The following is a 26376-nucleotide window of genomic DNA, read 5'->3' as shown; positions in this document are numbered from 1 at the left end:
ATGCTATTCCGCTTTGCCTATTCAATTCTTTATGCCGTGCTTCTGCTTTCCCTCTCCGGGATAACCGGCACCGCACAGGCTGTTGTCAGTTGTCAGGATATGATCTCGACTGCAACCACCTATCGCTATATCGACGCCCTGACGTTTTTCACCGAATTCAACGGCAAGACCTACGCCATCGCCAAATCAGCCGTCAGCGGCAGCCAGTCGCTTCCCGACATCTATTACGATTTCTCGGCAAACATCAGCCGGGAGTATCTGATGACCGGCACCGACACCGCATCGCTCAAGAGAATGCTGTCACTGGGACAGTTCGGGGCGGCCAAGCCGGTCAGCGTGGACAGCCAGCAGACATTGGATTTCCTGATCAAGCGCTATGGGGCCTATCTGGGGGCATCCTCATCGGAGAAGAGCACCTATATCGATGCCTGGAAGGAGTTCGGCTCCGTTGGCTTCACTGCCATTGACGGTTCCGGACTTGCCTTTACGAAATGGCCGGCTGCCGGCGCCTATGCCGGCCAGGACCCGCAAGCGGTCGTCATGGGGAGTGACGGCATTTGGGCCAGTGGTATCGATGGGACGAGGAGTTCCCAGATTGTCGAGTTTCCCGGTAAGCTCGACTGTGCCCTGTCGTACATCGATCCCGGCACGATAACCCCGCCTCCGCCACCACCGCCACCGCCGCCTCCCGACCCCAACGCCATCAACAACATCATGTGCGGTCAGGATCTGAACAACAACGGCTACGCCGGAGATCCGGGGGAAGTGGCCAACTGCATTCAGACGACTCAAGGACAATTCTGTCCGGTCGGTTCCACGGAATGCGTGGAAACCTACACCGCACCTGTCTGTCCGGCTGGCTCTACTCTGGAGACGACCCGTGACATGTGTCAGGCCACGGCCCAGAACATCTGTGGCAGCGGCTATACTTGGGATGCCGGCATCGATAAATGCGTGAAGAATGTCATCTGTCCAGAAAACGGCACCTTCAATCCGGTTGCTGACCGCTGTGAAAAGCTGGTTCAGAACGATTGCCCCGTGGGCTATGTCTATGATGCCAATCCGGCCAGTCCGACCTATGATCGCTGCGTGAAGTCGGCAACGTGCGCTGACGGAGGAGCGTTTGTCGTGGCAAAGGATCGGTGTGAAAAGGCCTGGATGCCGGTCTGCGACACAGCCAATGGCTATGCATACAACGCTGCGACCGGCAAGTGCGAACGGTCGCCGATCTGTACCTATGGCAGCTACAACGCCACCTACAATATATGCGCCCAGCCCTTTGTGCCATCATGTCCGGGCGGCTACAGCTATAACAGTTCCCGGGGCCGCTGTGAAAAGGCCCCGGAATGCCCGCTCGGAACCACCTACAACGGAGTGACCAACAAGTGTGACGCCATCACCAGCGCCAGCTCACAGCAGGTGCTCGCCTGCAGTCCGAAGTCATTCCTCTGCGCCTCTTACGCCGACTCCTGCTGCAACGTCAATATTTCCTGCCCGAGCGGCCCGCAAGGACAGGTGAGTGTTGTTGCCAACTACTGCTGCCTTGGCTCAGACTCGATCACCATCCAGTCGCCGCTCAATCTGCTGAGCAGGACCGAGCTGACCAGCACCGGGTATGCGCTTTCGGCGTTGCAATGCGACAGTGTCGGCAACTGCAGCTACTACTTCATGGACCGCTACTGTGCCGACGGCTCGCCGGCCAGCGACTGGATGCTGTCCGGTTCGTTCACCATGTCATCGACCCAGATGGTTTGTCCCCAGGGGCAAGCGCTGATCAACGGCAACCAGTGCCTGTCCGCCACCAATCCGACCTGTACCGGCGGCAACTTCGACCCGAACCTCGACGTCTGCTGGGCTGCCTATACGCCGACCTGCAGCCAGGGAACCTATGACAGCGCCAGCGGGCTGTGCGTATTGGCGGCCTCCTGTCCCAATGGCACCCTGAACACGGCGACGGACCTCTGTGAAGCAACCCTCACCAGGGATTGCGGCACTTACTCATTTGATGCGGCCGCCAATCTCTGTTTCTCGTCACCGGTATGCGCCAATGGAGCCTACGACGCGAGCCTCAATGTTTGTCAAGCCACGCTGACCCGTAACTGCGGCACGTACAGCTGGAGCCAGTCTGACTTCAAGTGTCTTCAACCCGTAGCTTGCCCCAAGGACCCGGCCTTCTCCCAGGCTGCTACCACCACGTTCTCTGCCACGCTCGATAAGTGCGTATCCGATGTTCAGCACGACTGTCCGGCGGGAACGACCTACACACCGCTTCCCATAGGCAAGTGCGAGGCGGTGCCGATCTGCAGTGCTGCCGGCATCTACAATCCGCAGAAGGACAGCTGCTTCGAGGGGTTTAATACCTGTCCGCTCGGGACCCAGTACGCGTGCATGGAATACCAGGGCAAGATGCAGTGTTCCCCGAACCCCTGTTTCAATCCCGGAGCACCCGGATCAGAAGTGACGACCACCCTTGACGAGTCGATGCTCCAGGATGATGGACCGCGTGATCCCAACGGCCAGTGTCTCGGCCAGATTTACATCTTCAACGGTAAGGCATCCCGTTGCCGTCCTCCCGGCATGACGGTCGGGTATATCAACAACTGCTGCGAAAGCGACAAAGTGGCTTCGGAGGATACCGGCAGCAACATCCAGTATGCCGCCCAGGGCATCCAGATGGCCTATGAAATCGGCCAGGTAGCCTATTACGGCAATGCACTGGTCACCGGAGCGGCCCAGATATCGGCGATTTCGACCACGGCAACCGGGGCGGTCACCTCCATGACCGTGGTAACGGCCACCGGCACTACAACCACGCTCTCAGGAGCGGCAGCAACCGGGGCCTACGCCACCATGGCCAGCGGGGCGACGGGTGCGTCGGCCCTTGGCGCCGGTCTTCAGGCTTACGCTGCCGCGCTGTTCAATCCGGCCACAATTGCCATTGCCATTGTTGTCATGGTGGTTATGAAGGTGCTGATGGGAAGCGGTTGCGATCAGGGTGATATCCAGACCGGGATGCAGAATGCCGCCAAGGACTGTCACTACGTGGGGGACTACTGCCAGAAGAAATGGCCGCTGGTTGGGTGTGTACAGAAAGCCAAGAGCTACTGCTGCTTCAACTCGAAAATGGCGAGGATCATCCATGAACAAGGGAGACCGCAACTGCAATCGTTTCAGCCGAACGGCGCCTGGGGTGTACCGGAAGCACCCAACTGCCGCGGCTTCACGCCCGACGAGTTCCAGGCACTGGATTTCTCACGGATCGATCTTTCGGAGTACTTCGAGGATGTGCAGAAGGATCTTGCTACCAAGATCGATGGTTCGCAACAGACCATCATGCAGAACATCCAGAACAAGTACCAGGCGACACCGAAATGATCAAACACACGGGAGTGGCACTGATAGCCCTGTTCCTGTGCGTTTCATCGGTGCAGGCCAAAGAGCTTGGCAACTTCGGCATGACGTACCGGATTGCGGAGCGGGATGCCCTGGCCGAGATCGAGGAACGGGCCAAGCAGGTGGACTGGCACAAGGTACTGGACAAACGGAAGGTCGAGAACTTCCAGGGGCCGCCGGACCGGGTGCGTCTGCCGCGTGCGAAGCGGAACAGGAGCTTCCCGGTTGATATGACCTATACCACCGAAATAGATGTTCCCGACGGTAAAGGGGGAGTCCTCTATCCGAAGGGGTACACCTTCAACCCCCTCGATTACGTGACCTATCCGAAGACTCTCGTGGTCATCGACGGTACCGATCCGGAGCAGGTGAAGTGGTTTGCCGCATCCGAGTATGACAAACGGCTCGATGTGACACTCCTTCTCACCGGGGGGAGCTTCGGGGCTGTATCGAAGAGGATCAGCCGCCCGCTGTTCTATGCCGACCGGAAGATCGTTGAAAGGCTCAAGTTACAGGCGGTGCCGTCAGTTGTCAGGCAGAAGGGGCGGATCATGGAGGTAACGGAGGTCAAGCTGACAAAGGGTATCGGTACACCAGCACAAGGCAGAAAGGAGTCGCCATGAAGTCGCAGATATCTCACCGCCTGGCAACAGTTTGCATCCTTGCGCTGTGTGCCGGGTGTTCCCATGAAACATGGACAAAGGTGGAGGAGACATCCCGCCTGCCATCCGTGGCAGCGCCGATCCTGGCGCCGGTCAGTTGGGTGGCGATGGCCGGCAGGGCTGCCACCAGACCAACATCCGAGGGTACGGATTCTGAGCGGGGGAAGCAATTCGTGCTGACACGCAGGGTCCTGGATGATTTCAGCAGTGACGGGAAGTTCATGGAAGAGGTGCTGACAATGCAGAATCGGTTCCGTGCCCGCGATTGGGGCGAGATATCCCCGGAGCAGCTCCAGGTCAACAGCAGTTCCACCAATGGCAAAGGTACTGCCGGTCGCTATCCGACCGGGAATAAGCGGTCAATCATCATCACGGACGAAGGGTCCGAATTCAAGGTGCGGTATGAGGATGAACCTGAACCATAACATCCCGCTCATCACGCTGATTGTGTTCATCATGACAGTGCCGCTCGCCTACGGGGCCGGTGGTGCCTGCAAGGGGAAGGTGCTCAACCCGGTGACGGACATCTGCTGGCAGTGCATGTTCCCGGTGAAGATGGGGAGCGTCTCCTACGGCAACGGTGCCGAGCCGGCTCCAGGCAATGTTACCTCGCCGGTGTGCGCCTGTCCGGATAGCAAGGGGGTTTTGATCATCGGGGTGTCCACCGCCTTCTGGGAGCATGCCCGTCTGATCGAGACCGTGAAGGACCCGTTCTGTTTCCCGGTCATGGGCACCGGCATGACCAACCCGAAGCCGGGCTTCTCGTCCGGGGAGAACCGGAGCAAGGAGTACGGTGACTCCGACTATGCCTTCCAGCAGGCCCATTACTTCTATTTTCCGGCCTGGTCGATCCTGAAGCTGTTCATGGATTTCCCTTGTGCAGAAAACAAGGCCTTCGACCTGGCCTACATGACGGAAGTGGACCCCATGTGGAACGACGACAGCCTGTCGTTCATCATCAATCCGGAGGCGCTCCTGTTCGGCAACCCGGTGTCGCAGCTGGCGTGCGTTGCCGACAGCGTGGGGGCGACCATGTCGTATCCTATCGATCCCCTGTTCTGGTGCATGGGGAGCTGGGGCTCATTCTACCCCCTGTCGGGGAGCATGATCGAGAACAACCCGTTCAACGTCAATGCCGGACTGGCAGCCCGGATGCTGTTCAAACTAGGGCGTGAGACGCTCCTTTACGATACCGGCATCAACCAGTGCGCCAGCGCCGGTGTCGTCACTCCAATTCTGGTCAAAAGCAACTACCGGCTCCAGGTTGCCAGGCCGGTACGTGGTAACGACTGCATCCCCATCGGCCGGCCGTCGCTGATCTGGGGGACGGCTAAGAATCCACCCTTCGGGACTACCAATACGTCGCCTGACAATTTTCTCTGGTCACTGACACGAAGGAGGGTCTGTTGCGTCGGCTATGCGCTCAATTGATCTCCTTGCTTGCGATTGCCTCGCCCTGCGCGGTTGCCGCTGCCGGCACTCCCGGATACATCGCCACTCCCGACACCTGCTGCGTGGTGGACAGGGTGGCGGAGGATACGGTCCATCTCAGGAAAGTCGGCGCCTGCACCGGCAAGCCGGGCCGGGCCTTCATCCAGTCAACGCTGAAGAAAGTGAAGGTAGTCGTGGAGGGAGCCTTGTGGAAGGAGACTGATGTGGAGGGGCTGACCGTGCCGGACCTGGCCAATAGCCTGTCCAATGCCGATCGGCTTGCAAAACAGATGACCGTTCCCGGGAACCGGCATGAGAAAGAGATGACCGACCTGGCCGGAACGCTCGATTCCTACTACCACTCGGATGAATTCCAGCTGCAGGTACTGAACGAGACAGAGCGGATCAAGTCGGAAGTATTCGGGGACAAGATCACCGGTTACTACGCAGACAAGGGCAAAGAGGTGTCGAAGGGAAAGTTGTCCGCTTCGGAGCGGGTTTACGTCTTCATCTCGTCGGCAATGCCGCTTGCGACTATCAGGAACTATGCGGCTTCCGTGGCCAGACTGGGCGACCCGAATGTTTCCCTGGTCATGCGCGGTTTCGTGGGTGGGGTATCGAAAATCCAACCGACCATCGGCTTCATCGCTTCGGTGCTGCAGCGCGACCCGGCGTGCCGCCCCCAGGACGGTGACTGCGAGATGCTTCCGGCAGGGCTGGTCGTCGATCCCCTGTTATTCCGCCGGTACCGGATCGACCGTGTTCCCGCCGTGGTCTATGTCCGCGGGCTCAAGGCCGAGGATGCCGGTTTGAGCGAGGGCGATCCCAAGAACACCGCCATCTCGGATCACTATGCGGCATACGGAGACGCCAGACTGGAATATCTGCTCGACCAGATCCGGAAGGAGAGCGATTCGGATTCACTGGCCGCACTCCTGGCCACTCCGGGTGACCGGAAATGAACGAGGAAAGAGAGTCACTATCAATGAGTGAAGAGATCAGCATGGAAACAAGCGAGCCCCTTGAGAATAAGGATGCCGTTTCGGTACCTAAAGAGCATCCCAATACATACCCCAAAGAGCAACCCAAACGGCAACCGGGCACTCTGGTCCTGATTGGTGCCTGTTTGGTTGTGTCTTTGGGAGCATCTTTGGCAACCGTTGCCGGGTATGACCGCTGGTACGCCCAGAAGATCGTGGCCGTCGATATCAAGGGGTACATCGCCCAGCAGCGGGACAACTATCTTGCCGGCAAGTTGAGCGATGACGAGTTGCGGAAGAGTTTCGACCGTCTAGAGGCGGCCATCACAGCCATACCGAGGAACCGGGTGATCATCATGGGTGACGCGGTGGTGCGCAATGCCGAAACCGTTAGACCTTGATTTCCGTAACTGGCGGCTCTGGCTGGCGATCACCTGTCTGCTCATCGCAGGGACGCTGCTTCCGTACAAGGTCAGCGTCACCCTGACGCCATCGCTCAAGCACCGGGTCTACTGGCTCACCAGGAACCCGGAACGTGTGGGACGGGGGGAGTATGTCCTGTTCCGCGACAAGGAACTGGCGGCCAGGGTCGGGATGAAGAAGTCGGAGGATATGATGAAGCTCGTGGGGTGCGACGAGGGGGACCAGCTCACCGTGGATGCGGAGAAGAAGTTCTACTGCAACGGCGAGTACCTGGTCAGGGCCAAGGACTTTTCACTCAAGGGGGAGCCGCTGCAGCACTTTGCCTTCAACGGCACGGTCCCCAAGGGGGCCATGTTCGTGATGGGTGAGCACAAGGACAGTTACGATTCGCGGTATTTCGGCTTCGTGGACAAGAGCCGCATCCTGGCGAGAGCCTACCCGATCTTCTGAGAGGAATTACGTGCCCATCGAGAAACTCAATCCGCTGCACTACATGGGGCAGGCCGAATACACCGGCTTCTGGCAGAAGCTTTTTGCTACGATCCTCTATGGTTTCTGGGGGCGCTGCTTCTTCGTCGCCCTGGTGGTTTCCGCTTTCTGGGTCGGGGTACGACAGCGAAATCCGACCCTGGCGGCCATCTGCCTGCTGCTGGCGGCTATCGTCGCCTATGGCGGCGGGGTCATGAACCTGGTCAGGTCATTTACGGGATAGGAGAGGACGTGTCGAAGGATAGTCATAGCACGCCGGATATAATGCCGGTGCCACCGAGCAACGAGATCCACCCGCGAGGGCTCCTGGAGGCGATATCCTACATAGACCAGAACTTTGCCAACGAGCTGGGGGGCTGCATGATCAAGTCACGCTTCCTGACCACCAAGCAGCGGCTGGAGTTCATGGAGGTGGGGTTTCGGAGTTCCTTTGCCTCGGGTATCGTCTCGGCGCTCCTCACTCCCATCGCCATCGGAGTGATCGAGCAGTACATTCCCATGTTCGGCGACCCGTCACCGACCCTGTTCGACAAGTTCAGCGCCTTCCTTCTGGCGCTAGGCTTCTCGCTGGGGTACGCCATCTTCATGGCCAAGGCTTCCACCTGCTTCATCGGCGAGTACACCCGGGCCATGGTGCTGAATCTCCTAGGTGGCATGGTCTTCGGGGCAGTCGTCAAGGCAGTGGTGGCCTTCATCGCCTTCCATTTTCTCTACTTCAAGATCTTCTCCGACAGCAACATCCTCTGGGCCGTGGCGAAACTCTATTACGCCAAAACCACGCCCGCAACCGTCGCCAAGGTCTATTACTGGGTTCAGGGTTTCAAGGGGATCTTTCTCATCTCCGCCTACTTCGTCCTGGTGTCGACGGCGGTGTTTATCATCATCCCCATTGCCGCCATGTTCGTCGCATGGCTGCGCAACCGCAAACTCATCGCCGCAGGAGTCGTGCATGTCAATTCGGACCGTATCTAGGCTGGGGCTGGCGCTCTTGCTGGTGCAGATCCCGACCATGGCGCTGGCTTTGGACATGGAGTTCTATGTCTGGGGAGGCCATGACGCCGTGGTGAACGCCTTCGGCAAGCTGGCCTTGATCTTCGGCGACAATGCCTATAAGTCGCTCTATTTCGTGGTCATCACTGCCGGGCTGTTCTTCGGCGGGGTGACAGTGTTCGCCAAGTCGCTGGGGACCGCCAACGGTTCGGTCATGATCTGGATCGTGCCGACCCTGATCGGCGTCATGGTCTACCTGGCACTGGTGGTTCCCAAGGGTACGATCCACGTTTATGACCCAGTCTTCAACAAGAACCAGGCTGTGGGAGGTATCCCGGATGGTGTGGTGGCCGTTGCCGGCATTCTGAACAAGATCGAGCGTGGACTGGTTGATATTGTCACCACTGCCGGTGATCCGCTGAACTACCAGTCTCAGGCCGGCGGGAAAGGATTCCTTGGGCTGGCCCAGCTCACCAGCATCCCACTGTCGGCGGTGGACAGCAACCTGGATGCCTCCATGCGTCGCTACGTCAAGGACTGCGTCTCCTATGCCCTGATGAATCCCAACGCCAACCTGACCGTGGATGAACTCCGAAAAACGACCACCAACTTTGTCGGTTCCCTGGACAAGGCGGTCAACCCGGCCATCTGGACAGTCTACTACGATGGTGCCAATCCCCAGGGGCAGGCTCTCACCTGCACCGACGCCTGGACCAACATCAAGGGGGCGCTCACTCCGGCCAACCTTGGTAAAAACATCGATTCGGTCTGCGCCAACCTCGGTTATGACGTGACCGATGCCGCCGCCGTTACCCAGTGCAAGTCGGTCCTGAACAATGTGAACAGTGGGACCGGGCTCGGGGCGGCAAGCATCGATGACTTCCTGAAACAGGCCTACATCTCACAGCGGTTGGAGGAGATCTTCCGTAGCGGCAATGCCAGCGGCGCCACCAATTATCAGTTTCTGCTGAACGCCTCCGGGGCCATGAAGTCGGCCAACGAGTGGCTGCCGATCCTGAAGGCGGCACTCACGGCCATTGCGGTGGGGCTCCTGCCGTTCCTGGCGCTCTTCATTCCCACGCCGCTAATCGGCAAGGCGGTGGGGATCATCGCCGGTTTCTTTATCTGGCTCACGGCCTGGGGGGTGACCGATGCCATAGTCCATCAGTTTGCCGTGGACTACGCCAACCAGGCCTACGAGATGGTGCGCCAGAACAAGCTGGGCATGGATGCGCTCTATTTCTTTCCCGACCAGACTGTGAAAATCCTCGGCATGTTCGGCACGCTCCGGATGAGCGGCATGATGCTGGCCACGGTTATCACCGGCATGTTGATCAAGTTCGGCGGTCATGCCATGGCGATGATGGCAGGAGGGATGGTCAGTCAGGTTCAATCGGCAGGGAGCCGGGCGGCCCATGAGGTGGAGGACCCGGCCGGCCGGGCGTCTGCCATGCAGCGTAACGTGACGGCCATGCCGACCCAGGCATGGAGCAATGAGCACAGTTTTCAGGCCAGGCAGGCGCAATCGCTGGTCGGCATGTCGGCCAAGACTACGGCAGCGAGCGACATGATCCGGGATTTCGGGATGGATTTTTCCAGCCGGATGGCTGCTGATGGGGAGCTGGGCCGTACCATCGGTTTCGGTGGTGCCGGCAGGGCCATGCGGGAGAACGGCCTGTCCTCGTCCTATGATCTGAAATCGTTCGATGGCAGGCTGGGGCTGGACAAGTCGGCAGCGGTCAGGGATGTGGTCGGTAACAGCTATGGTGGCGATACCCAGGCCTTTGCCCAGATGGGTGTTGCCAATGACCGGGCGCTGGCCAATGTCTTCGGCAACGGTGACAACTATGCAGGGTTCCTGACCGCCAACATGGACAAGAGTGTCGGGCAGCTTCAGGGGGAAATGGGTGCCTATGCCGGTGCGCGGTCGCTCGGCTTCAGCGGCAGCTGGCGCGAGTTCAATTCGCTCCGCTCGGAGATATCTGCTCTGGGCGATTACGCCAATGCCGATGCCGTGAGGACGATTGCCGACTCCTACGGGATCTCCTCAGCGCATCTGATGCAGATGAATTCACTGTTCAATCAGGGTAAGCAGGCTTCGGAGGTTTCCGGGCTCTCGAATCAGTTAGGCGGCCCGGTGGCGGCCGGAACGGAGGCTGGCCGTGTCGTGGCGACGGAGACAGGCGGCAAGATTCAGGGGATCTATGCGGGTGGCGGCTACGACAGCTACCAGCAGCTCATCGGTAATGACGTGTCGGGGCGAATTGCCCGCAATCAGTTGGTCCACTCCGCGGCTGATCAGATGGTTGGTAAGGTTGCTCCGCATCTCACCAACGATCCGGAGATGTACCAGAACGGCCACCTGACCGAACGGGGCTTTGCTGAGATGCAGAAAGCCATGGAGGGGCAGAACATCACCTTCACGACTAACGACGGCAAGAGCGTCGTCAATGTCGGTATGGATGGCGGCATTGTGAACTCCACCGAAGCCGGTACCGTCGCCAAGGGGGACAGGGCAAAGTCGCTCGATCTGCAGAAGCAGCTCAAGGCGGCCGGTTTCCAGAGCGCTGCCGCACATGTCGCCAGGTTGTCTGGCCAGGCGTTCGACTACAAGGCGGATTACGACCGCAACGGTAATCTCGCCTCATTCAGCGTCGATCAGGGCGGACGGGTGCAGAAGTTCGATCTAGGTCAGAGCCGGACCGGTACCGACATCGAACGTTTGGACCGGAACGTATCGACTGTCGACAAAGGACTGCGCAAGACAGTCGGGGATTTCATCAAGACCGGCTACGAGAACCAGTCACTGAATGTTTCCAGAAAATCTGGCAGCTATATGATCCAAGCTGGCGGCAAGCAGATGATGGTCAACGGTGACTGGTATTACGCCAAAAACGAGAAGACCGGTAAGATGGAGGTGGTGGGAGGCTCGTTCTCCAATGGCCTCGACGGCAATGTGCTGATGTACGCCAAGGACAAGGACGGCAATCTGCACTATTCGCAGGTGCAGGGGAAGATGGACAAGAACGGCAATCTGGTCGCCGGCAAGCGTTCCGAGATTACCGAGGATCAGTTCGTCCAGATGTCGCAGCAAGGTGCGGCGGTGGTTAGTACCAGGTCAGGCGGGGGGATTACCGGGAGTATTCATGCCGATGGCGGGGTCAAGGCGGATTATTCGAGTTCACAGGTTGTTGGAACGAGGGTCGAATCCCGACAGAATCTGGCTGGCAGTGCTGCTTCGCAGGAATTTGCCGATGGTCGTTCCATCAATGCGGGCTCGGCTGCAACTACGATTGCGGTTGGACAGGGGGCATTGAGTGAAACCGCTGGTTTGATAAATGACGTCAGTTCAATCATCCAGCCGAATCGGACGTTGGCAAAAGCACGATTTGAAAATGCCGAATCAACCAAGAGACTGGAAGAAAACGCAATCCGTGATACTGCAAGAACAGCGGAGCAGCAATCCCGAAATGTTCAGCAGCAACTCCAACGTACCAGCAAGATCTTGCAGCATCAGAGCAGAACATCGACTTTACCAAAAGGCGGTGGACCGCAGCCGAACGGTCCAAGGAGATAGAAAGTGATTGAAAAGTTGTTGTTTGTATCTGACGGAATAATTGCTCTTGTCGGATTTGATCCTGAGTTTCACGATAATCGTCCGGACGGTGCGAATCTTGAAGTTACCGAGTTCGGCGCAATTCTCAATTTGCCAGGCATTCAGCTGACTCTGCCTTCAACGGCGCTTGAGCATTTGGTGTATGCTGACGGAACAACTATCTTCTTCTATTTTTCAGAGCCTTATGTACTGGTGTCGACGTATTTGGGGTGTGTTGAATTGGAGAGAGATGAGGTGGTCAAAGTGAAGGGAGCGTGGGATTATATTTCAACAACCGTTACCGGTGCCGGTAATAGCGCCGGTAACGGATAAGTCTCCATTCGTCATTCAGGCAACATCCGCAATACACAGGCCTCTTATCAGTGCTTGCATAGCCGTATTTGAGTAGATCCCGAATTTTAAGGTCTTGCAGCACTCCAGTAAATAAGCGAACCGGAATGCGGTCTAGGCATGCGTAGAAGAATGCCAGTCCCGATATCCCACTAACCCAATACCAGAATGACGAAATGAAAAACACTCCTACCAATGCTCCAGCGAGCAGGCACGGGAGGATGGTTCCTAACGTCGCAATAACGAAAGCTTCAACTTTTCTCGCCAGCATGTCCTCCCTCTTTTCTCGACGGTCAATGCTCCTCTGAATTTCAGGTTAAGTTTGACCAGCCTGAAATGAATTGTCAATCCAAATTCACATCGTAATGTAAATATTTCAACATGTTGCACCACTCTGTCCTGTTCGGACAGGGAGCGTGATAGACTCAAATTGACTTTTGAGGCAAAAAAAGGTATTAACATGGCGTAATTTCATGCATTTGGAGGGTAAAGAGATGGGCTCTGCGCCCGAAGCAAATGTAACTACAATAACCGCCTGTTCGAGCATTTTGCCGTCGGGCGGTTTTTTCTTTTTGGGTTATACTAATGAGTAACGAAGCTGATACCTGTCGAAAACTTGTGTTGCCGAAGCTGGTGGAGGCTGGTTGGGATAATGAGCCTCACCGGATAAATGAGCAAGTGACCTTCACCGATGGCCGGATCGTTCTGGCTGGCAATAAGGTAAGGCGTCGTCCCCAGAAGCGAGCCGACTATCTGCTTCGCTATACCCGCGATTATCTCATCGCCGTTGTCGAAGCAAAACCGGATTACCTGACCGCCGGTGACGGTTTACAACAGGCAAAAGAGTATGCCGAGATTCTGGGCCTCAAGTTTGCCTATGCCACCAATGGCATTGAAATCATCGAATTTGATTACCTGACCGGACAGGAACGGCTACTTCAGCAATTTCCCACCCCTTCGGAACTATGGCAGAGGCTTCAGCAGGAACAGGACATCACCTCTGACGACAGTCAGCGACTTCTCACCCCTTACTACCACCACAGCGGCAAGAGTCCGCGGTATTACCAGGAAATTGCCATCAACCGGGTTGTGCAGTCAGTGGTGCAGGGGAAGAAGCGGGTTCTTCTCACGATGGCCACCGGCACCGGTAAAACTGTTGTGGCTTTCCAGATCTGCTGGAAACTCTGGAGCGCCCGCTGGAACACAACCGGCGAGCATCGACGCCCCAAGATTCTTTACCTTGCCGACCGCAATATCCTGGTCGATGATCCCAAGGACAAGATCTTCGCACCCTTTGGTGATGCCCGCTGGAAGATTGAGAACGGTGAGGCCAACAAGAGCCGCGAGATGTACTTTGCCATCTACCAATCGCTGGCCAAGGATGAACGGCGACCTGGGCTGTACAAGGAATACAAGCCCGACTTCTTTGATTTCATCATTGTGGACGAATGCCACCGGGGGAGCGCCCGAGACAGCAGTAACTGGCGGGAGATTCTGGAATACTTCTCTCCGGCATTCCAGCTGGGAATGACCGCAACACCGCTCAGGGAAGATAACCGGGATACTTACCTCTATTTTGGTAATCCGGTTTACCAGTACAGTCTGCGCCAGGGGATCGACGATGGCTTCCTGGCTCCCTACCGGGTCCACCGCATCATCACTGACTATGACGCTGCCGGCTGGCGGCCCAGCAAAGGTGAGCTGGATCGGTACGGCCGGGAGATTCCAGACGATGAATATCAGACCAAGGATTTTGAGCGAATTGTTGCCCTCAAGGCCCGAACTGAAGCCATTGCCCGTCACCTGACCGACTTCATGGCTAAAAACGACCGTTTCGCAAAAACCATCGTCTTCTGTGTCGATCAGGACCATGCCGACGAAATGCGACGGGCATTGACCAACCTCAATCAGGATCTTGCCAGTCGTTATCCCGATTATGTCTGCCGGGTGACATCCAACGAAGGGGACATCGGTCGCGGCCATCTGGGGAGATTCCAGGAGTTGGAGACCGAAACCCCGGCCATTCTTACCACCTCACAGATGCTGACCACCGGAGTCGATGCCCCCACCTGTAAGAATGTGGTGCTAGCTCGGGTGGTCGGCTCCATGTCCGAGTTCAAGCAGATCATTGGAAGGGGGACCAGGGTTCGGGACGATTACGGCAAGCTCTGGTTCAATATCCTCGACTATACCGGCAGTGCCACGCGACTCTTTGCCGACAAGGATTTCGACGGTGATCCGGCCTTCGTCAGTGAAGAAAAGATTGATGCTGCTGGTGCAACGTATGAATCAACCATTACCGAGGAGACGCCAATCGTTGAAGACGGCGGCATCCAGGATGATTACGGCCCGACCGGTGTCGTCATTGATGATGGTACACCTGAACCTCGTAAATACTTTGTCGATGGCGGACAGGTAGCTATTGCCGCCCATCTGGTTTATGAACTCGACCCGGACGGCAAGCAGTTGCGTGTCGTCAAATACAGCGATTATGCCGCTGACAAGGTGCGGACACTGTTCACCGGTGCCATTCGGATGCGTGAGCAGTGGGCCAGTCCCAAAGAGCGGGCTGAAGTTATCCGGCAGCTTGAAGAGCGAGGAATCAACTTCAATGAGCTGGCCGATTCAGTCGGTCAGCCGGAAGCCGACCCCTTTGATCTTCTCTGCCACCTTGCCTTCAATGCTCCATTACGGACCCGCCGCGAGCGGGCGGAACGCTTGAAACACGACCGTAAAGACTTTTTCGATCATTTCAGCCCCGAGGCTCGGGCTATCCTCGAAGAACTGCTGGAGAAATATGCCCAGCATGGCACCGCGCAATTTGTTGTTCCGGATATCCTGAAGGTGCCGCCGATTTCTGAGCGGGGGAACGTGATCGAGATTGCCGGGTATTTTGGTGGAGCGGAAAAGCTGAGGGAAGCGGTGAATGAGTTGCAGACGTTACTTTATGCGGGGTTTTAATTAGCGATCAATAGGGAAGCAGCTACTGCCAATGCAGAGTACACCGGATAACGCGATTGTGCGGTGTAGAATGCCTCTGGCACAAAGGAACTGGCACTATGCAAGAAGAAAACATTTCAGCGCCTGAGAGTGGCAAACGAGCGCAAATAGGTCGAGGAGCGCTACAAGTTGTTGGAGGTGTTGTTCCATTTGTTGGTGGCTTACTGTCTGCGATTGCAGGAGCTTGGTCAGAAAAAGACCAAGAGAAAGTAAATCGTTTTTTTGAACATTGGATTCAAATGATCAAAGATGAACTGAAAGAAAAAGAGCAAACGGTTGCTGAAGTTATGATGCGCCTGGATTTGCAGGACGATAAAATAACAAAGCGACTTGAGAGCGAAGAGTATCAATCTCTTATCAAAAAGACGTTCAGAGATTGGGCTGGCGCAGAAAGCGAGGACAAAAGAGTATTTATCCGAAATATTTTGGCAAACGCAGCTTCATCAGATATTTCAAGCGACGATGTCATCCGGCTCTTTCTGGACTGGATTGGCGTGTACTCTGAGCTACATTTCAAAGTCATTGGGGCTATTTACAATACCAATGGAATTACACGAGCCGGAATTTGGAACAAGATTGGAAAAGGTCGTGTACGTGAAGACTCCGCGGATGCAGACTTGTATAAGCTCCTTATTCGTGACCTGAGTACTGGTGGAGTCATCAGACAACACCGCGAGACAGATTACCACGGAAACTTCATCAAAAAACAAAACACAGGTTCTCGGGGTTTAAGTACCGACAGGATGAAATCAGCTTTTGACAACGAGGAGCTTTACGTTTTGACACAGCTTGGTCAACAGTTTGTTCATTATGCAATGACGGAACTTCCGCCCAAGATAACGTACAAGGTCCCAGAAGAAGATACTAATTAAACTGTGGTTTGATTGCAAAATTGAGAAAGGAGTGTGTTTAGGCCGATATGGGTGATAGGTGGGGGATTAACAATCCCTGTGACGTTTGTTGGCTCTGTAGCCCTTCAGTTATTTTTGTTGCGTTATATTAGTATTAGATTGATTCCATCGGATCAAGACAACAATAGGAAGGTGCCTATGGTAAAAACATTAACTGCTCGTACTCGTATTTTCTTCAGCTCTGCTTTTGAAACAATATGGGCTATCGGAGTCGGCAGCGTTGTAGCACACCTATCGACCTAAGCACACTCTTCTTAATCTTGCAGCCTTTCCACAATAGCATAAAGGAATCCCATGGCACGCATCAAGAAAACCGCTCAACCACAAACCACCGCCCAACAGTTGGGTTCTATCGTAAAATCCTCCCGCGACATAATGCGTAAGGACAAGGGGCTTTCCGGTGACATTGATCGGCTTCCCATGCTCACCTGGATCATGTTCCTCAAGTTCCTCGATGACATGGAGCAGATCAGGGAAGAGGAGGCGATTCTTTCCGGAGATAAATTCCGCCCGGCCATCGAGGCACCCTACCGCTGGCGGGATTGGGCCGCTCGTGAGGATGGGATTACTGGTGATGAATTGATAGCCTTTGTCAACAATGACGAGGCTGTCCGTCCCGACGGAACACGGGGATCTGGGCTCTTCGCCTACCTACGAGGACTCCAAGGGGACAACGGCGGTGACCGGCGCGATGTTGTCGCCACGGTCTTCAAGGGAACCATCAACCGAATGATCAATGGCTACCTGTTGCGGGACGTGATCAACAAGGTGAATGGCATCCACTTCACTTCTTCCGACGAGATCCACACGCTGAGTCATCTGTATGAGTCCATGCTCAAAGAGATGCGGGACGCTGCCGGCGACGCTGGCGAGTTCTACACGCCACGACCTGTTGTTCGCTTTATGGTGGACGTGCTCAATCCCCAACTGGGAGAAACCATCCTTGATCCGGCCTGCGGCACTGGCGGCTTCTTGGTGGAGTCTTATAGTCACCTGGAAAAGCAATGCAAGACGGTTGAAGCCCGTAAGACCCTGCAGGCGAGCAGCATCTATGGCGGCGAAGCCAAGCCCCTGCCGTACCTGCTGGTGCAAATGAACCTGCTCCTGCATGGGTTGGAATATCCCCGCATTGACCCGGACAACAGTCTGCGTTTCCCCTTGAACGAGATCGGCGACCGTGACCGGGTGGACGTCATCCTCACCAATCCACCCTTCGGCGGTGAGGAAGAGAAAGGAATTCTCAATAACTTCCCTGCCGAAATGCAGACCTCGGAGACCACTCTTCTTTTTCTCCAGCTCATCATGCGCAAGCTCAAGCGCCAGCCGAAACCGGGGCGGGCCGGAGTAGTTGTCCCCAATGGCACCCTGTTTGGCGACGGAATCTGCGCCAGGATCAAGGAGAGGCTTCTCACGGATTTCAACCTACACACAGTAGTTCGCCTTCCCAACGGAGTATTCGCGCCGTATACGCCAATTACTACCAATCTAATATTCTTCGACCGTAGCGGCCCAACAAAAGAAATATGGTACTACGAGCAGCCACTTCCAGAAGGTCGGAAGAATTATTCCAAAACTCAACCAATCCAGTTCGAGGAGTTTGAATCTTGCCTTTCATGGTGGTGTAACCGGGAAGAGAACGAGCACGCCTGGCGGGTTCCAGTAGAACAGATCGTTGAGAACGGGTACAACTTAGATATCAAAAACCCCAATGGCATGGCAGACTTTGCTCATTTGCCGCCTGAACAGCTAGTGGAGGATATTGTCCGGAAAGAACAGCGGATTCTGGAGATCATGGGAGAGATCCGTCAGGTGCTGGCGGGAGGCATTCAGTGAATAGTTCTTGGCCACTTATAGCGCTAGGGGAGCTGCTGAGGAAATCGGGAGAATCAACGTTTATTGATCCAAACGCCACCTATCAAGAAGTGACTATAAAACTCTGGGGTAAGGGAGTTGTGCTCCGTCGAGAAGTATCCGGCTCTGAGATTGCTGCTCCTAAGCGCTCAGTCGTACGAGCCGGACAGTTCATTCTTTCGCGTATAGATGCTCGTAATGGCGCATTCGGAATTGTCCCACCAGTCCTTGATGGCGCTGTCGTCAGCAACGACTTCCCATCGTTCAACCTTAATACTCAGCGGATTATTCCAGAATACCTTGGATGGCTCAGCAGGAGTGCGGATTTTGTTGATCTTTGTAAAGCTGCCAGCGAAGGTACGACGAACCGGGTTCGCCTCAAGGAAGAAAAGTTTCTTGCTGCTTCAATATATCTCCCCCCGCTATTCGAGCAACAAAAAATTGTCAACAAGATTAATCAGATAACTTCCCGAATTAGTGAAGTAAAATCTCTGAAAAGCAGTATAACTAGTGATCATCAGCAACTGCTTTCGAGTTCATTTTCGAGACTTTTGAAAAATTCAAAGTACATGAAAATGGGAGAGATTGCCCCTATTGTTCGAAGGCCGGTACAAATTGATTTTACGAGAGGTATGTACCCTGAGTTAGGAATTAGGTCATTTGGCAAAGGAACCTTTCATAAGCCAGCAATCACTGGTGCTGATGTTGGAACGAAGAAACTGTTTCGAATAGAACCTGGTGATCTTGTTTTCAGTAATGTCTTTGCTTGGGAAGGGGCAATAGCTGTTGCTAAACCGGAAGACAAGGGTAGATATGGTTCTCACAGATTTATTACGTGTGTCGCTAAAGAAGGATTAGCTGTTGCTTCGTTTTTACTCTTCTACTTTCAGACACCCGAAGGTTTTCAGAAAATAAAAGACGCATCTCCAGGTGGTGCCGGTCGCAACAGAACCCTAGGACTGGAACCACTTAAAAAGATTGAAGTTCCTTTGCCATCTTTTGACCAACAGCTTTGGTTTAATCAATTATGTCATCAGGTTGACTCCCTTAAGCGTATCCAGGGCGAATCAGCCATCGAACTTGACGCTATGCTGCCATCAATCTTGGATAAAGCATTGAAGGGTGAGTTGTAACCATGGATTCAGAAAATTATGGACTTCGATGAATTCATTGAGAATGCTCCCTTCGACCCATGGACATTGATGAATATGGGTGTATCTCTGCAGCCGATCTCTGGCATTTTTCAAGAGCTGACATCATTAAAACGACAGCTTGAACCCTTTCACCCATTAAAATCTGCTTCAGTTGTCGCTGGACTCCTCTCAGACCCCGCATTTCACGCGAACACTCTCAGGCTAGAATTGCTAATCAAGCTATTTGTCGCCTATTCACGGGGAAACCGTCATCCAAGCACTGGTGATTTAGACTGGCTTCTGAATCGAGAGCTTGGTTCATCATCATTTTCTTTGATGGAAGACCCGATCGAAGACGTATTTATTTCAAATGTTACAACACAATACGGAAATAGAAGGATATTTGAGGGAACATGGGAAAGTAGTGATTTTTATCTTCAGAGGATTCTAAATGTAATCGAAACGCTACCTGACGACCAAGATACGATCCAGTTGTTACGGCAGGTTCATGCTCTATTACGAGTGGGCGATGAGATTGCTGATCGGTTAGGTCTCGAAAGATACTGCCAAGGGTCGGGTGAGGATAAAGGTAAGATTCGAGTCCCTTCAGCCGCTCGCATAAGAATTTTGAAACAAGCGATTACCTTTTCCTGCGAGGATCTTACTCTTCTTGGGGTTTTACCTGCGGATCTTACTCCCTTTATGTTTCAGCCTAGTCGCCGGGATGCTCTAAAGGATCAAGAATTTGGCGATAATGATCTTATTCGTTATCCCCTTGTCTGTGATGAAGAAAATTGGGTTGTACTCCTGCCATCAGCAATCAGTGTTGCAATTCGACAGCATGTTTTGATGTGGATGTGCTCTAAAGGCTACCAGGACAGTTTCGACAAGCAGCTGGTCATGGAGTATCGCTACTTTTTCCGCGAAGCGCCAATTTTCGGATCAGCAGTTCCCAAAGAGATTCCACTCCCTTCAAAGAAGGCTGAGAACAAGGTTTTATTGGATGTCAGCAGGGAGGTGGACAAAGGAAGATACGTCCACTTTCTGGCCGTTGTTGACAGCATTTCTAGCTATCAGTCCTACGGTTTTTTAACTCCGGATCATGACCCAACTGAAATCAGCAACATTTTGGAATCTCGTATAAACACCACTCAAGATCATTTTCGCAAAATCCCGGGATTCAAGAAAGGTCTGACCTTAATAATCGGTTGTGGTTATGGGAGGCCAACAGTCTTTTATCCTCCTAGCAAATCTGATGACTGGATGATTGAGTTTGTCTCTGCTCCAGATTTTCAGTCCCTGTCGTGGATACCCGGAGCATCTTCATTAAGTCTCTGGAAATTGATAGAGCATGAAAACTTTTTGAATAGCCACAACGTTTCTATAGCAAATGCAAATGGCTTATTGAATCTTTACGGATGGTGGGTTAGCTCTGAGCATTTCATAATTCATCCGGATATCTATTTCCCTGATGACCAGACTCATACTCACATTGCCATCCCAACAGATTGCATAGCTGATATTCGTCTCAAGGTTCGCCGAGGATGGGATTTACATGCACTGCCTTTGCCAGATGGGCAATTCGTAAGGGTGCAACGCACTACAGGAAAAAGCTATTTCCTTGATGATAAAGACAAACCGCAGTACGCAGCTATTGATGCAGCTCGTTCGGGACAATTGTTGGTCGCATGGGTAGGTGATAAGAACATCTGGTGGTTGACAGCTGAACACGATAAGACAAGCCTTTCAAGAGATTTAATCTTTCAGGCGTGGGATGCGGTCAGCAATTGGTTGGAGCTGACCGTTCCGGTGCTTGAACAATACACACCTCATTCGGGGAGTGGCATCCTCTCAATCACTCTTGATTTTAATGATGCACATCAGCAACAAGAAAAGCCTATTGCGGAAAGTGTACTGAGGGCCTCAATTTCTGTTTTGTGCGATAAGGAAGAGAATCGCATTAGGATCTCTTTTCGCGATCCATTTTTTGCCGGGTTTAGGAACCCAAAGAATATCGCTGAACGCACAATCCTCTACAAACTCGCCGAAGGATATTTCAGTCTCATCTCTGAAGCACCCGAAGAACAGTTCGTTGAAGAAATTATCAACGAAATTGTACCCGATGATAATGCTCGGTATCTTCATTTCTTTGAAGCAATCCACTTTCGTGACCATATCCATTTTTATGATAGAGCAAAGAAGCTGTTCATCGATGATGCTGAAGTGGCTAGGTCGAAATTGGGACTCGGTTGGTTGGTTCAGGATAGAAATAACGGGAACAGATTCACTTCCGCTCCAGAAACCGTAGCGTTTTTGAATTCAGTTGTAGGTGCAATTTGGAAGCGGATGCGACCATGCCTTCACAATTTGGATCGGAAGGACTTTATAACACGTGCCCTATGGTATCTTGAGGGGGTTGAGGCTGATAAAAAACGTTGGCAACGGACGATCCGTGCCGTTCTTGCCCTAAGAAGCAATAAAGAATCAGCTAAAATGGTGGCGATGCAGCGAATAGCACGATGTAATGCCTCAGAGCTGGCTCTGCGTTTACTGGTAGAAATGGCAATTTCAGAATGCCCACTAACCGGAGGGAATGAAGTGGGCAAACTTGATCTGACACCTCTCATGTCAGATATTTTGATGATTTTTCATTTTGGCGGATGTTCTGATGCGATAAACAAGGGTGTGATGGATCCAGAGGTTAAAATCGCACCATGTGGTGATGTGCTGACTCATACTGGTTTTCAAGAAGAAGTAGCGAACCCGATGGGGGAACATTTTGAATCAGTTCGCCTCGATCATGAAGCAGACCAGTATGAGAAAAACTATGAAGAATTTAGGCCGGTACCTACGGTTATCGGGAGTTTTGATGCAGATTTCCTGGCAGCATTTGAGGATGAATTTGGATTTTCAGTTGATACCCTTCGGTTGGTAAGAGAGACCTTTGAGGATCTTGCGATTGAAAAGGAATCATGCGTCTTTGTTTCATCAAAGTCTGAACTTCTCGACCATTGCAGAAAAACCGAGCTCACAACTGTTGAAAATACTGAAAAAGTGCTGAATACCTTTTGTCTTTGGCCGCGAACCAAATGGGACGATGCCCCAAAAGGCTTTAAAAGAGCTGATTTGTATCCGTGGCGATTTGGCCGTCAGCTGTCATTAGTCAGACGACCACTTATTCAACTGGACAATACGTCCAATCCTCAATACGTCATCTCTCCAGGACTATTCGGTATCAGCATTGCCCTTACCATCAGTCGATATTTCGAAGCTGAAATAGACACGACTCAATGTAAATCAACTTCAATGAAGCGCTGGATTGACGAAGAGACGAATCGTAGCGGGCTCGCATTCGAAAAAGAGGTTTTTGAAAAAATGCGCAGTATGGGATATGAAGCGCGACACGGGGCTAAGGTCACGGCCCTCGTGAATGATAGTTTCGATCAAGACTACGGAGATGTGGACGTTTTAGCATGGAAGCCTAATAGCAACACTCTTCTGGTGATTGAATGTAAAAATCTGAGGTTTGCAAAAACAGCAAATGAAATTGCAGAGCAATTAAATCGTTTCAGCGGGCAAGTTTTGCAGAACGGTGATCGAGATAACCTGCTGAAACATGTCGATAGATGTGATGTTCTGAGAACCAGGATAAATGACGTCGTCAAAACTATCGGATTGAGCAATCAAAATATTAGCCTGCAGAATGTAGTATGCTTTAGCAAGCCGGTTCCGATGCAGTATGTGGCGAGTCGCTTTCCTGACGTAGCTTTTGTGACCATTGACAATGTAGCAGACATACTGCACGAAGATATCAGGTGTCCATGAGTCAACCCATAAATAACTCAGAAGAATTTGTATATCAGGTTTGTCACCGCTCATTTATGTCTTTATGGAGTTATGCAAACCCAATTGGTAAAGACAAAAGCAAAGAGCTGTGCGACATCCTTGTCGTCTGCGATCCCGATATTATCATTTTCAGTGTTAAGGAAATTGGCGTATCAGACAGCGGTGATATTTCCACAGATTGGGATCGATGGCGTAGGCGGGCCATAGAAGGTTCAGTGAAACAGATATATGGAGCTGAGCGTTGGGTCGCAAACGCAAACAATGTCATCCGGAGTGATGGCAGTGACGGGCTACCTTTCCCAGATCGTTCTAGCAGAAGAATCCATCGTGTTGCCGTGGCTCTGGGTAGCCAAGGTAAGATTCCTATACAATTTGGCGATTTCGGAAAAGGATTTGTCCACGTATTTGATGAGATATCGTTTCAAACAATTCTGAGCGAGCTTGATACGATAACTGACTTCATAAGTTATCTGATAGCTAAAGAAGAATTGTATAAATCTGGGAAAGAAACTGTGCTCCATGGAGGAGAGGAGGACATGCTTGCTCTTTATCTCCATCATGGCAGGAAATTCCCAGGTGAATTTGACCAATATGTTATTGATGACAATCTTTGGTCGGGGTTTATCAGCAAACCAGAGTATAAAGCAAAAAAAGAGGCAGATGCTGATAGTTATATCTGGGATCGAATGGTGAGTATGTTATCAGATGATATTTTGCGTGGACATATTGAATTTGGTCCTAACCTCAACGAGTCGGAACTTGCCTTGCGAGTAATGGCGCGTGAAGATCGTTTTAATCGCCGGATGTTGGGTAAATCCTTCGACGAGTTCTATGAACTTGCCAGGCAGAAGCAGGTCCGATCCAGAATGGTTCTCAGTAGGTCCGATGTAACATACGTTTTTCTCGTAATGCCTCACGGAGAAGACCGTAAGTATCGCGTCGCAGAGTTGGGAGGCCGGTGTTTTGTTGCCCGCGGAATTCACAGGGATCGTCATACCGTGATAGGTCTTGCCACCGAGAGATATGAGCAAGGAAAAGGATTTTCCTTTGATATCATGTATCAACACAAACCGACCTGGACTGATGAAGACCAACTGCAAATGGAATTTGCACAAAAAGAATTTGGCTATTTTGTAACACCACAAATGAAGTCGGTGCATGAGGATGAATTTCCGACCCGCTGAAAATATGCGCTAGATTGAGGTACTGGAGACATTTATATGCCTATCCGTCACGCCATTTGGAAAGTCGGCACCAAGCCTGAACCCTTGGCAGAAGTATCACTCGGTAAGGAAGCCTTGCTGGAGCAGATGATTACCGAAGATCCGACGATCCTCTCCGATCGTTGGCTTCTTATCGGACGACAAGTGCGTACCACCCACGGTGGCTTCATCGATCTTCTGGCGTTAAATCAGGACGGCCAACTTATCGTGATTGAGCTGAAGCGTGACATGACGCCTCGTGAAGTTGTCGCCCAGGCGTTGGACTATGCCTCTTGGGTTCAGGAGCTCAAGGCAGATGATATTGCGTCCATCTATAGCCGGTTTTCCGGTGGTGGATCATTGGGGGATATTTTCCGGCAACGCTTCAGTCTTCCTCTGGATGAGGAACAGCTCAACGGCTCCCATCAAATCGTCATTGTTGCATCGTCACTGGACCTGAGCACTGAACGCATTGTCAATTATCTGAACAGGATGGACATTGCGATCAACGTCATCTTCTTCCAGGTCTTCCAAGACGGCTCCAGTCAATATTTGAGCCGTGCCTGGCTGATTGATCCGGTTGAGACTGAAAGCAAAGCGACAGCAGGGCCAGCCGGAGAACGTGGTGAATGGAATGGCGAATATTATGTTTCGTTTGGACAGAGTGGTGATCGAGACTGGAAGGAAGCAGTGAAGTTTGGCTTCATCAGCGGCGGTGGCGGCAGGTGGTACAGCCAGACACTTTTCATGCTTTCACCGGGAGACCGTGTCTGGGTCAATATCCCGCAGCAGGGTTATGTCGGTGTTGGAAAGGTAACCGGTGGCGCAGTTCGGGCCAGCGAGTTCAAGGTCAATGTTGACGGAGTCGAACGGTCTCTGTTGGATGTCGCGCAGTCCAATTATCACAGGCAATTCAACGACGACGAAGAAAAGTCCGAATATTTCGTGCCGGTCGAATGGATATGCACAAAGCCGATAAACGAGGCCGTCTCAGAAGTCGGCTTCTTCGGCAACCAGAACACTGTTGCCCGTCCCAAAACTCACAAGTGGAATCATACCATTGAGCAGTTGAAGCAGCGGTTTGGTGTGAATTGAATAAACCCGGCAATTCTCTTTCCGACTTAGACGTAGACTTCCTTTCTTTAAATTGAATATAATGCCAATAAACAAGCATAGTATGTCCATTTATTGTGGACATACTATGCTTGTAAATGTTATTTTGATCCGTGTAGGAGATTGAGATCGTGGCAAATGCCCAGTTGCTTAATAGCATTCCCTATGAAGAGTTTGATTACCAGACTCTGCTTGACGCTGTGCGTGAGTATTCCCGGCCCCGGATGAAGATCTCTGGAATGTTGGCCAAGGGGGACATCATTCGCGTCAAGAAAGGGCTCTATATCCTCGGTGAGTCACTACGCCGTCGGCCCTTCTGCCGGGAACTGCTCGCCAATCTCATCTATGGCCCATCATATGTCTCCCTCGAATACGCGCTGCACTATCACGGTTTGACCCCGGAACGGGCAGAAACCCTGACGTCGGTTACCTGCGGTCGTTCCAGGACGTTCGACACGCCTGTCGGGACCTTTTCCTATCGCATGATTCCGCTGGAAGCATTCCGCACCGGCATGGACCGGGTAGAGCTTGACGACGGTCGTTCATTTCTCATCGCAGTGCCGGAAAAGGCGCTGGCCGACCGGATCGTTGCCGACCGGGGCGCCGGTATTACCACCCAGAAAGAGTTACATGAATATCTGCTGGCTGATCTCCGCATCGACCCTGCCAATCTCTGTGAACTCGACCCGACCAGACTTATGGAAATTGCCCGCCACTATCGATCCCGCAGGGTGAAGCTGCTGGCCGACTTGATTACCCGCCTGAGTAAAGGAGCACGATAATGCATGAGGCGGTAACCCGCATGCTTGCCAAGTATGAACCGAAGAGCGTTGACGATTCCGTCAGAGCACTACGGGAGATTATTCAGGAGGTGGCGCTACTCGGACTCTGGCGGGCCAAGTTTTTCGAGCACGCCGCATTCTACGGCGTGTCAATGGGAACGTAAAAGTGTACCAGTTACGGGAATTGAAAAGTGTACCACTCCCTGGGAGAGAACTTCTCAATC

The 26376-nt window shown here is 52.9% G+C and carries 20 protein-coding genes; all 20 read left to right on the top strand.

Annotated elements, in window-relative coordinates; all coding sequences use genetic code 11:
- The 20 genes from traN to KI811_RS00005 all read left to right on the top strand — a co-directional run bounded on the left by traN (nt 1) and on the right by KI811_RS00005 (nt 26316).
- Complete coding sequence (traN, locus tag KI811_RS00100; protein ID WP_214184457.1) at nt 1–3375, top strand: conjugal transfer protein TraN; 3375 nt, start codon at nt 1–3, stop codon at nt 3373–3375.
- Nucleotides 3372–4016, top strand: a complete 645-nt coding sequence (locus KI811_RS00095; protein WP_214184456.1) for a hypothetical protein — start codon at nt 3372–3374, stop codon at nt 4014–4016. The genes traN and KI811_RS00095 overlap by 4 nt, the downstream gene beginning before the upstream one ends.
- On the top strand, nt 4013–4480 hold the full coding sequence (locus KI811_RS00090; RefSeq protein ID WP_214184455.1) for a hypothetical protein: 468 nt from the start codon (nt 4013–4015) through the stop codon (nt 4478–4480). The genes KI811_RS00095 and KI811_RS00090 overlap by 4 nt, the downstream gene beginning before the upstream one ends.
- Complete coding sequence (locus KI811_RS00085) at nt 4464–5486, top strand: TraU family protein (protein ID WP_214184454.1); 1023 nt, start codon at nt 4464–4466, stop codon at nt 5484–5486. Before KI811_RS00090 ends, KI811_RS00085 begins: the two co-directional genes overlap by 17 nt.
- Nucleotides 5462–6448, top strand: coding sequence for a type-F conjugative transfer system pilin assembly protein TrbC (locus tag KI811_RS00080; protein WP_214184453.1), 987 nt, complete (start codon nt 5462–5464; stop codon nt 6446–6448). The genes KI811_RS00085 and KI811_RS00080 overlap by 25 nt, the downstream gene beginning before the upstream one ends.
- 188 nt (nt 6449–6636) lie before the next feature.
- Complete coding sequence (locus tag KI811_RS18490) at nt 6637–6867, top strand: hypothetical protein (RefSeq protein WP_246551203.1); 231 nt, start codon at nt 6637–6639, stop codon at nt 6865–6867.
- Entirely contained in the window at nt 6845–7339 is a 495-nt protein-coding gene (locus KI811_RS00070) for a S26 family signal peptidase (protein ID WP_214184451.1), read from the top strand. The genes KI811_RS18490 and KI811_RS00070 overlap by 23 nt, the downstream gene beginning before the upstream one ends.
- A 10-nt stretch (nt 7340–7349) precedes the next feature.
- Nucleotides 7350–7601, top strand: a complete 252-nt coding sequence (locus KI811_RS00065; protein WP_214184450.1) for a hypothetical protein — start codon at nt 7350–7352, stop codon at nt 7599–7601.
- A gap of 8 nt (nt 7602–7609) precedes the next feature.
- Nucleotides 7610–8350 (top strand): hypothetical protein, encoded by a 741-nt coding sequence (locus KI811_RS00060; protein WP_214184449.1) that lies wholly within the window; start codon nt 7610–7612, stop codon nt 8348–8350.
- Nucleotides 8328–11945, top strand: coding sequence for a conjugal transfer protein TraG N-terminal domain-containing protein (locus KI811_RS00055; RefSeq protein WP_214184448.1), 3618 nt, complete (start codon nt 8328–8330; stop codon nt 11943–11945). Before KI811_RS00060 ends, KI811_RS00055 begins: the two co-directional genes overlap by 23 nt.
- 3 nt (nt 11946–11948) lie before the next feature.
- On the top strand, nt 11949–12296 hold the full coding sequence (locus KI811_RS00050) for a hypothetical protein (RefSeq protein WP_214184447.1): 348 nt from the start codon (nt 11949–11951) through the stop codon (nt 12294–12296).
- A 603-nt stretch (nt 12297–12899) separates the two neighbouring features.
- Nucleotides 12900–15275: an EcoAI/FtnUII family type I restriction enzme subunit R gene (hsdR, locus tag KI811_RS00045; RefSeq protein WP_214184446.1), complete on the top strand. Its 2376-nt coding sequence runs from the start codon at nt 12900–12902 to the stop codon at nt 15273–15275.
- 98 nt (nt 15276–15373) lie between these two features.
- Nucleotides 15374–16186 (top strand): hypothetical protein, encoded by an 813-nt coding sequence (locus KI811_RS00040; protein WP_214184445.1) that lies wholly within the window; start codon nt 15374–15376, stop codon nt 16184–16186.
- A 333-nt stretch (nt 16187–16519) separates the two neighbouring features.
- Entirely contained in the window at nt 16520–18058 is a 1539-nt protein-coding gene (locus KI811_RS00035; RefSeq protein WP_214184444.1) for a class I SAM-dependent DNA methyltransferase, read from the top strand.
- A complete protein-coding gene (locus tag KI811_RS00030) occupies nt 18055–19209 on the top strand; it encodes a restriction endonuclease subunit S domain-containing protein (protein ID WP_214184443.1) in 1155 nt (384 codons plus the stop codon). The genes KI811_RS00035 and KI811_RS00030 overlap by 4 nt, the downstream gene beginning before the upstream one ends.
- A gap of 18 nt (nt 19210–19227) precedes the next feature.
- On the top strand, nt 19228–23034 hold the full coding sequence (locus tag KI811_RS00025) for a hypothetical protein (protein ID WP_214184442.1): 3807 nt from the start codon (nt 19228–19230) through the stop codon (nt 23032–23034).
- Nucleotides 23031–24239, top strand: coding sequence for a hypothetical protein (locus KI811_RS00020; protein WP_214184441.1), 1209 nt, complete (start codon nt 23031–23033; stop codon nt 24237–24239). The genes KI811_RS00025 and KI811_RS00020 overlap by 4 nt, the downstream gene beginning before the upstream one ends.
- Nucleotides 24240–24275: 36 nt before the next feature.
- On the top strand, nt 24276–25352 hold the full coding sequence (locus tag KI811_RS00015; RefSeq protein WP_214184440.1) for an endonuclease NucS domain-containing protein: 1077 nt from the start codon (nt 24276–24278) through the stop codon (nt 25350–25352).
- A 149-nt stretch (nt 25353–25501) separates the two neighbouring features.
- Nucleotides 25502–26152 carry a type IV toxin-antitoxin system AbiEi family antitoxin domain-containing protein gene (locus KI811_RS00010; protein WP_214184439.1) on the top strand — a complete coding sequence of 217 codons (651 nt, stop codon included), beginning with the start codon at nt 25502–25504 and terminating at the stop codon, nt 26150–26152.
- Complete coding sequence (locus tag KI811_RS00005) at nt 26152–26316, top strand: hypothetical protein (RefSeq protein ID WP_246551202.1); 165 nt, start codon at nt 26152–26154, stop codon at nt 26314–26316. Before KI811_RS00010 ends, KI811_RS00005 begins: the two co-directional genes overlap by 1 nt.
- Nucleotides 26317–26376: the final 60 nt, after the last annotated feature.

The sequence above is a fragment of the Geobacter hydrogenophilus genome, assembly GCF_018501225.1.
GTDB classification, from domain to species: Bacteria; Desulfobacterota; Desulfuromonadia; order Geobacterales; family Geobacteraceae; genus Geobacter; species Geobacter hydrogenophilus.
This window is presented reverse-complemented; position numbering and strand designations above follow the sequence as displayed.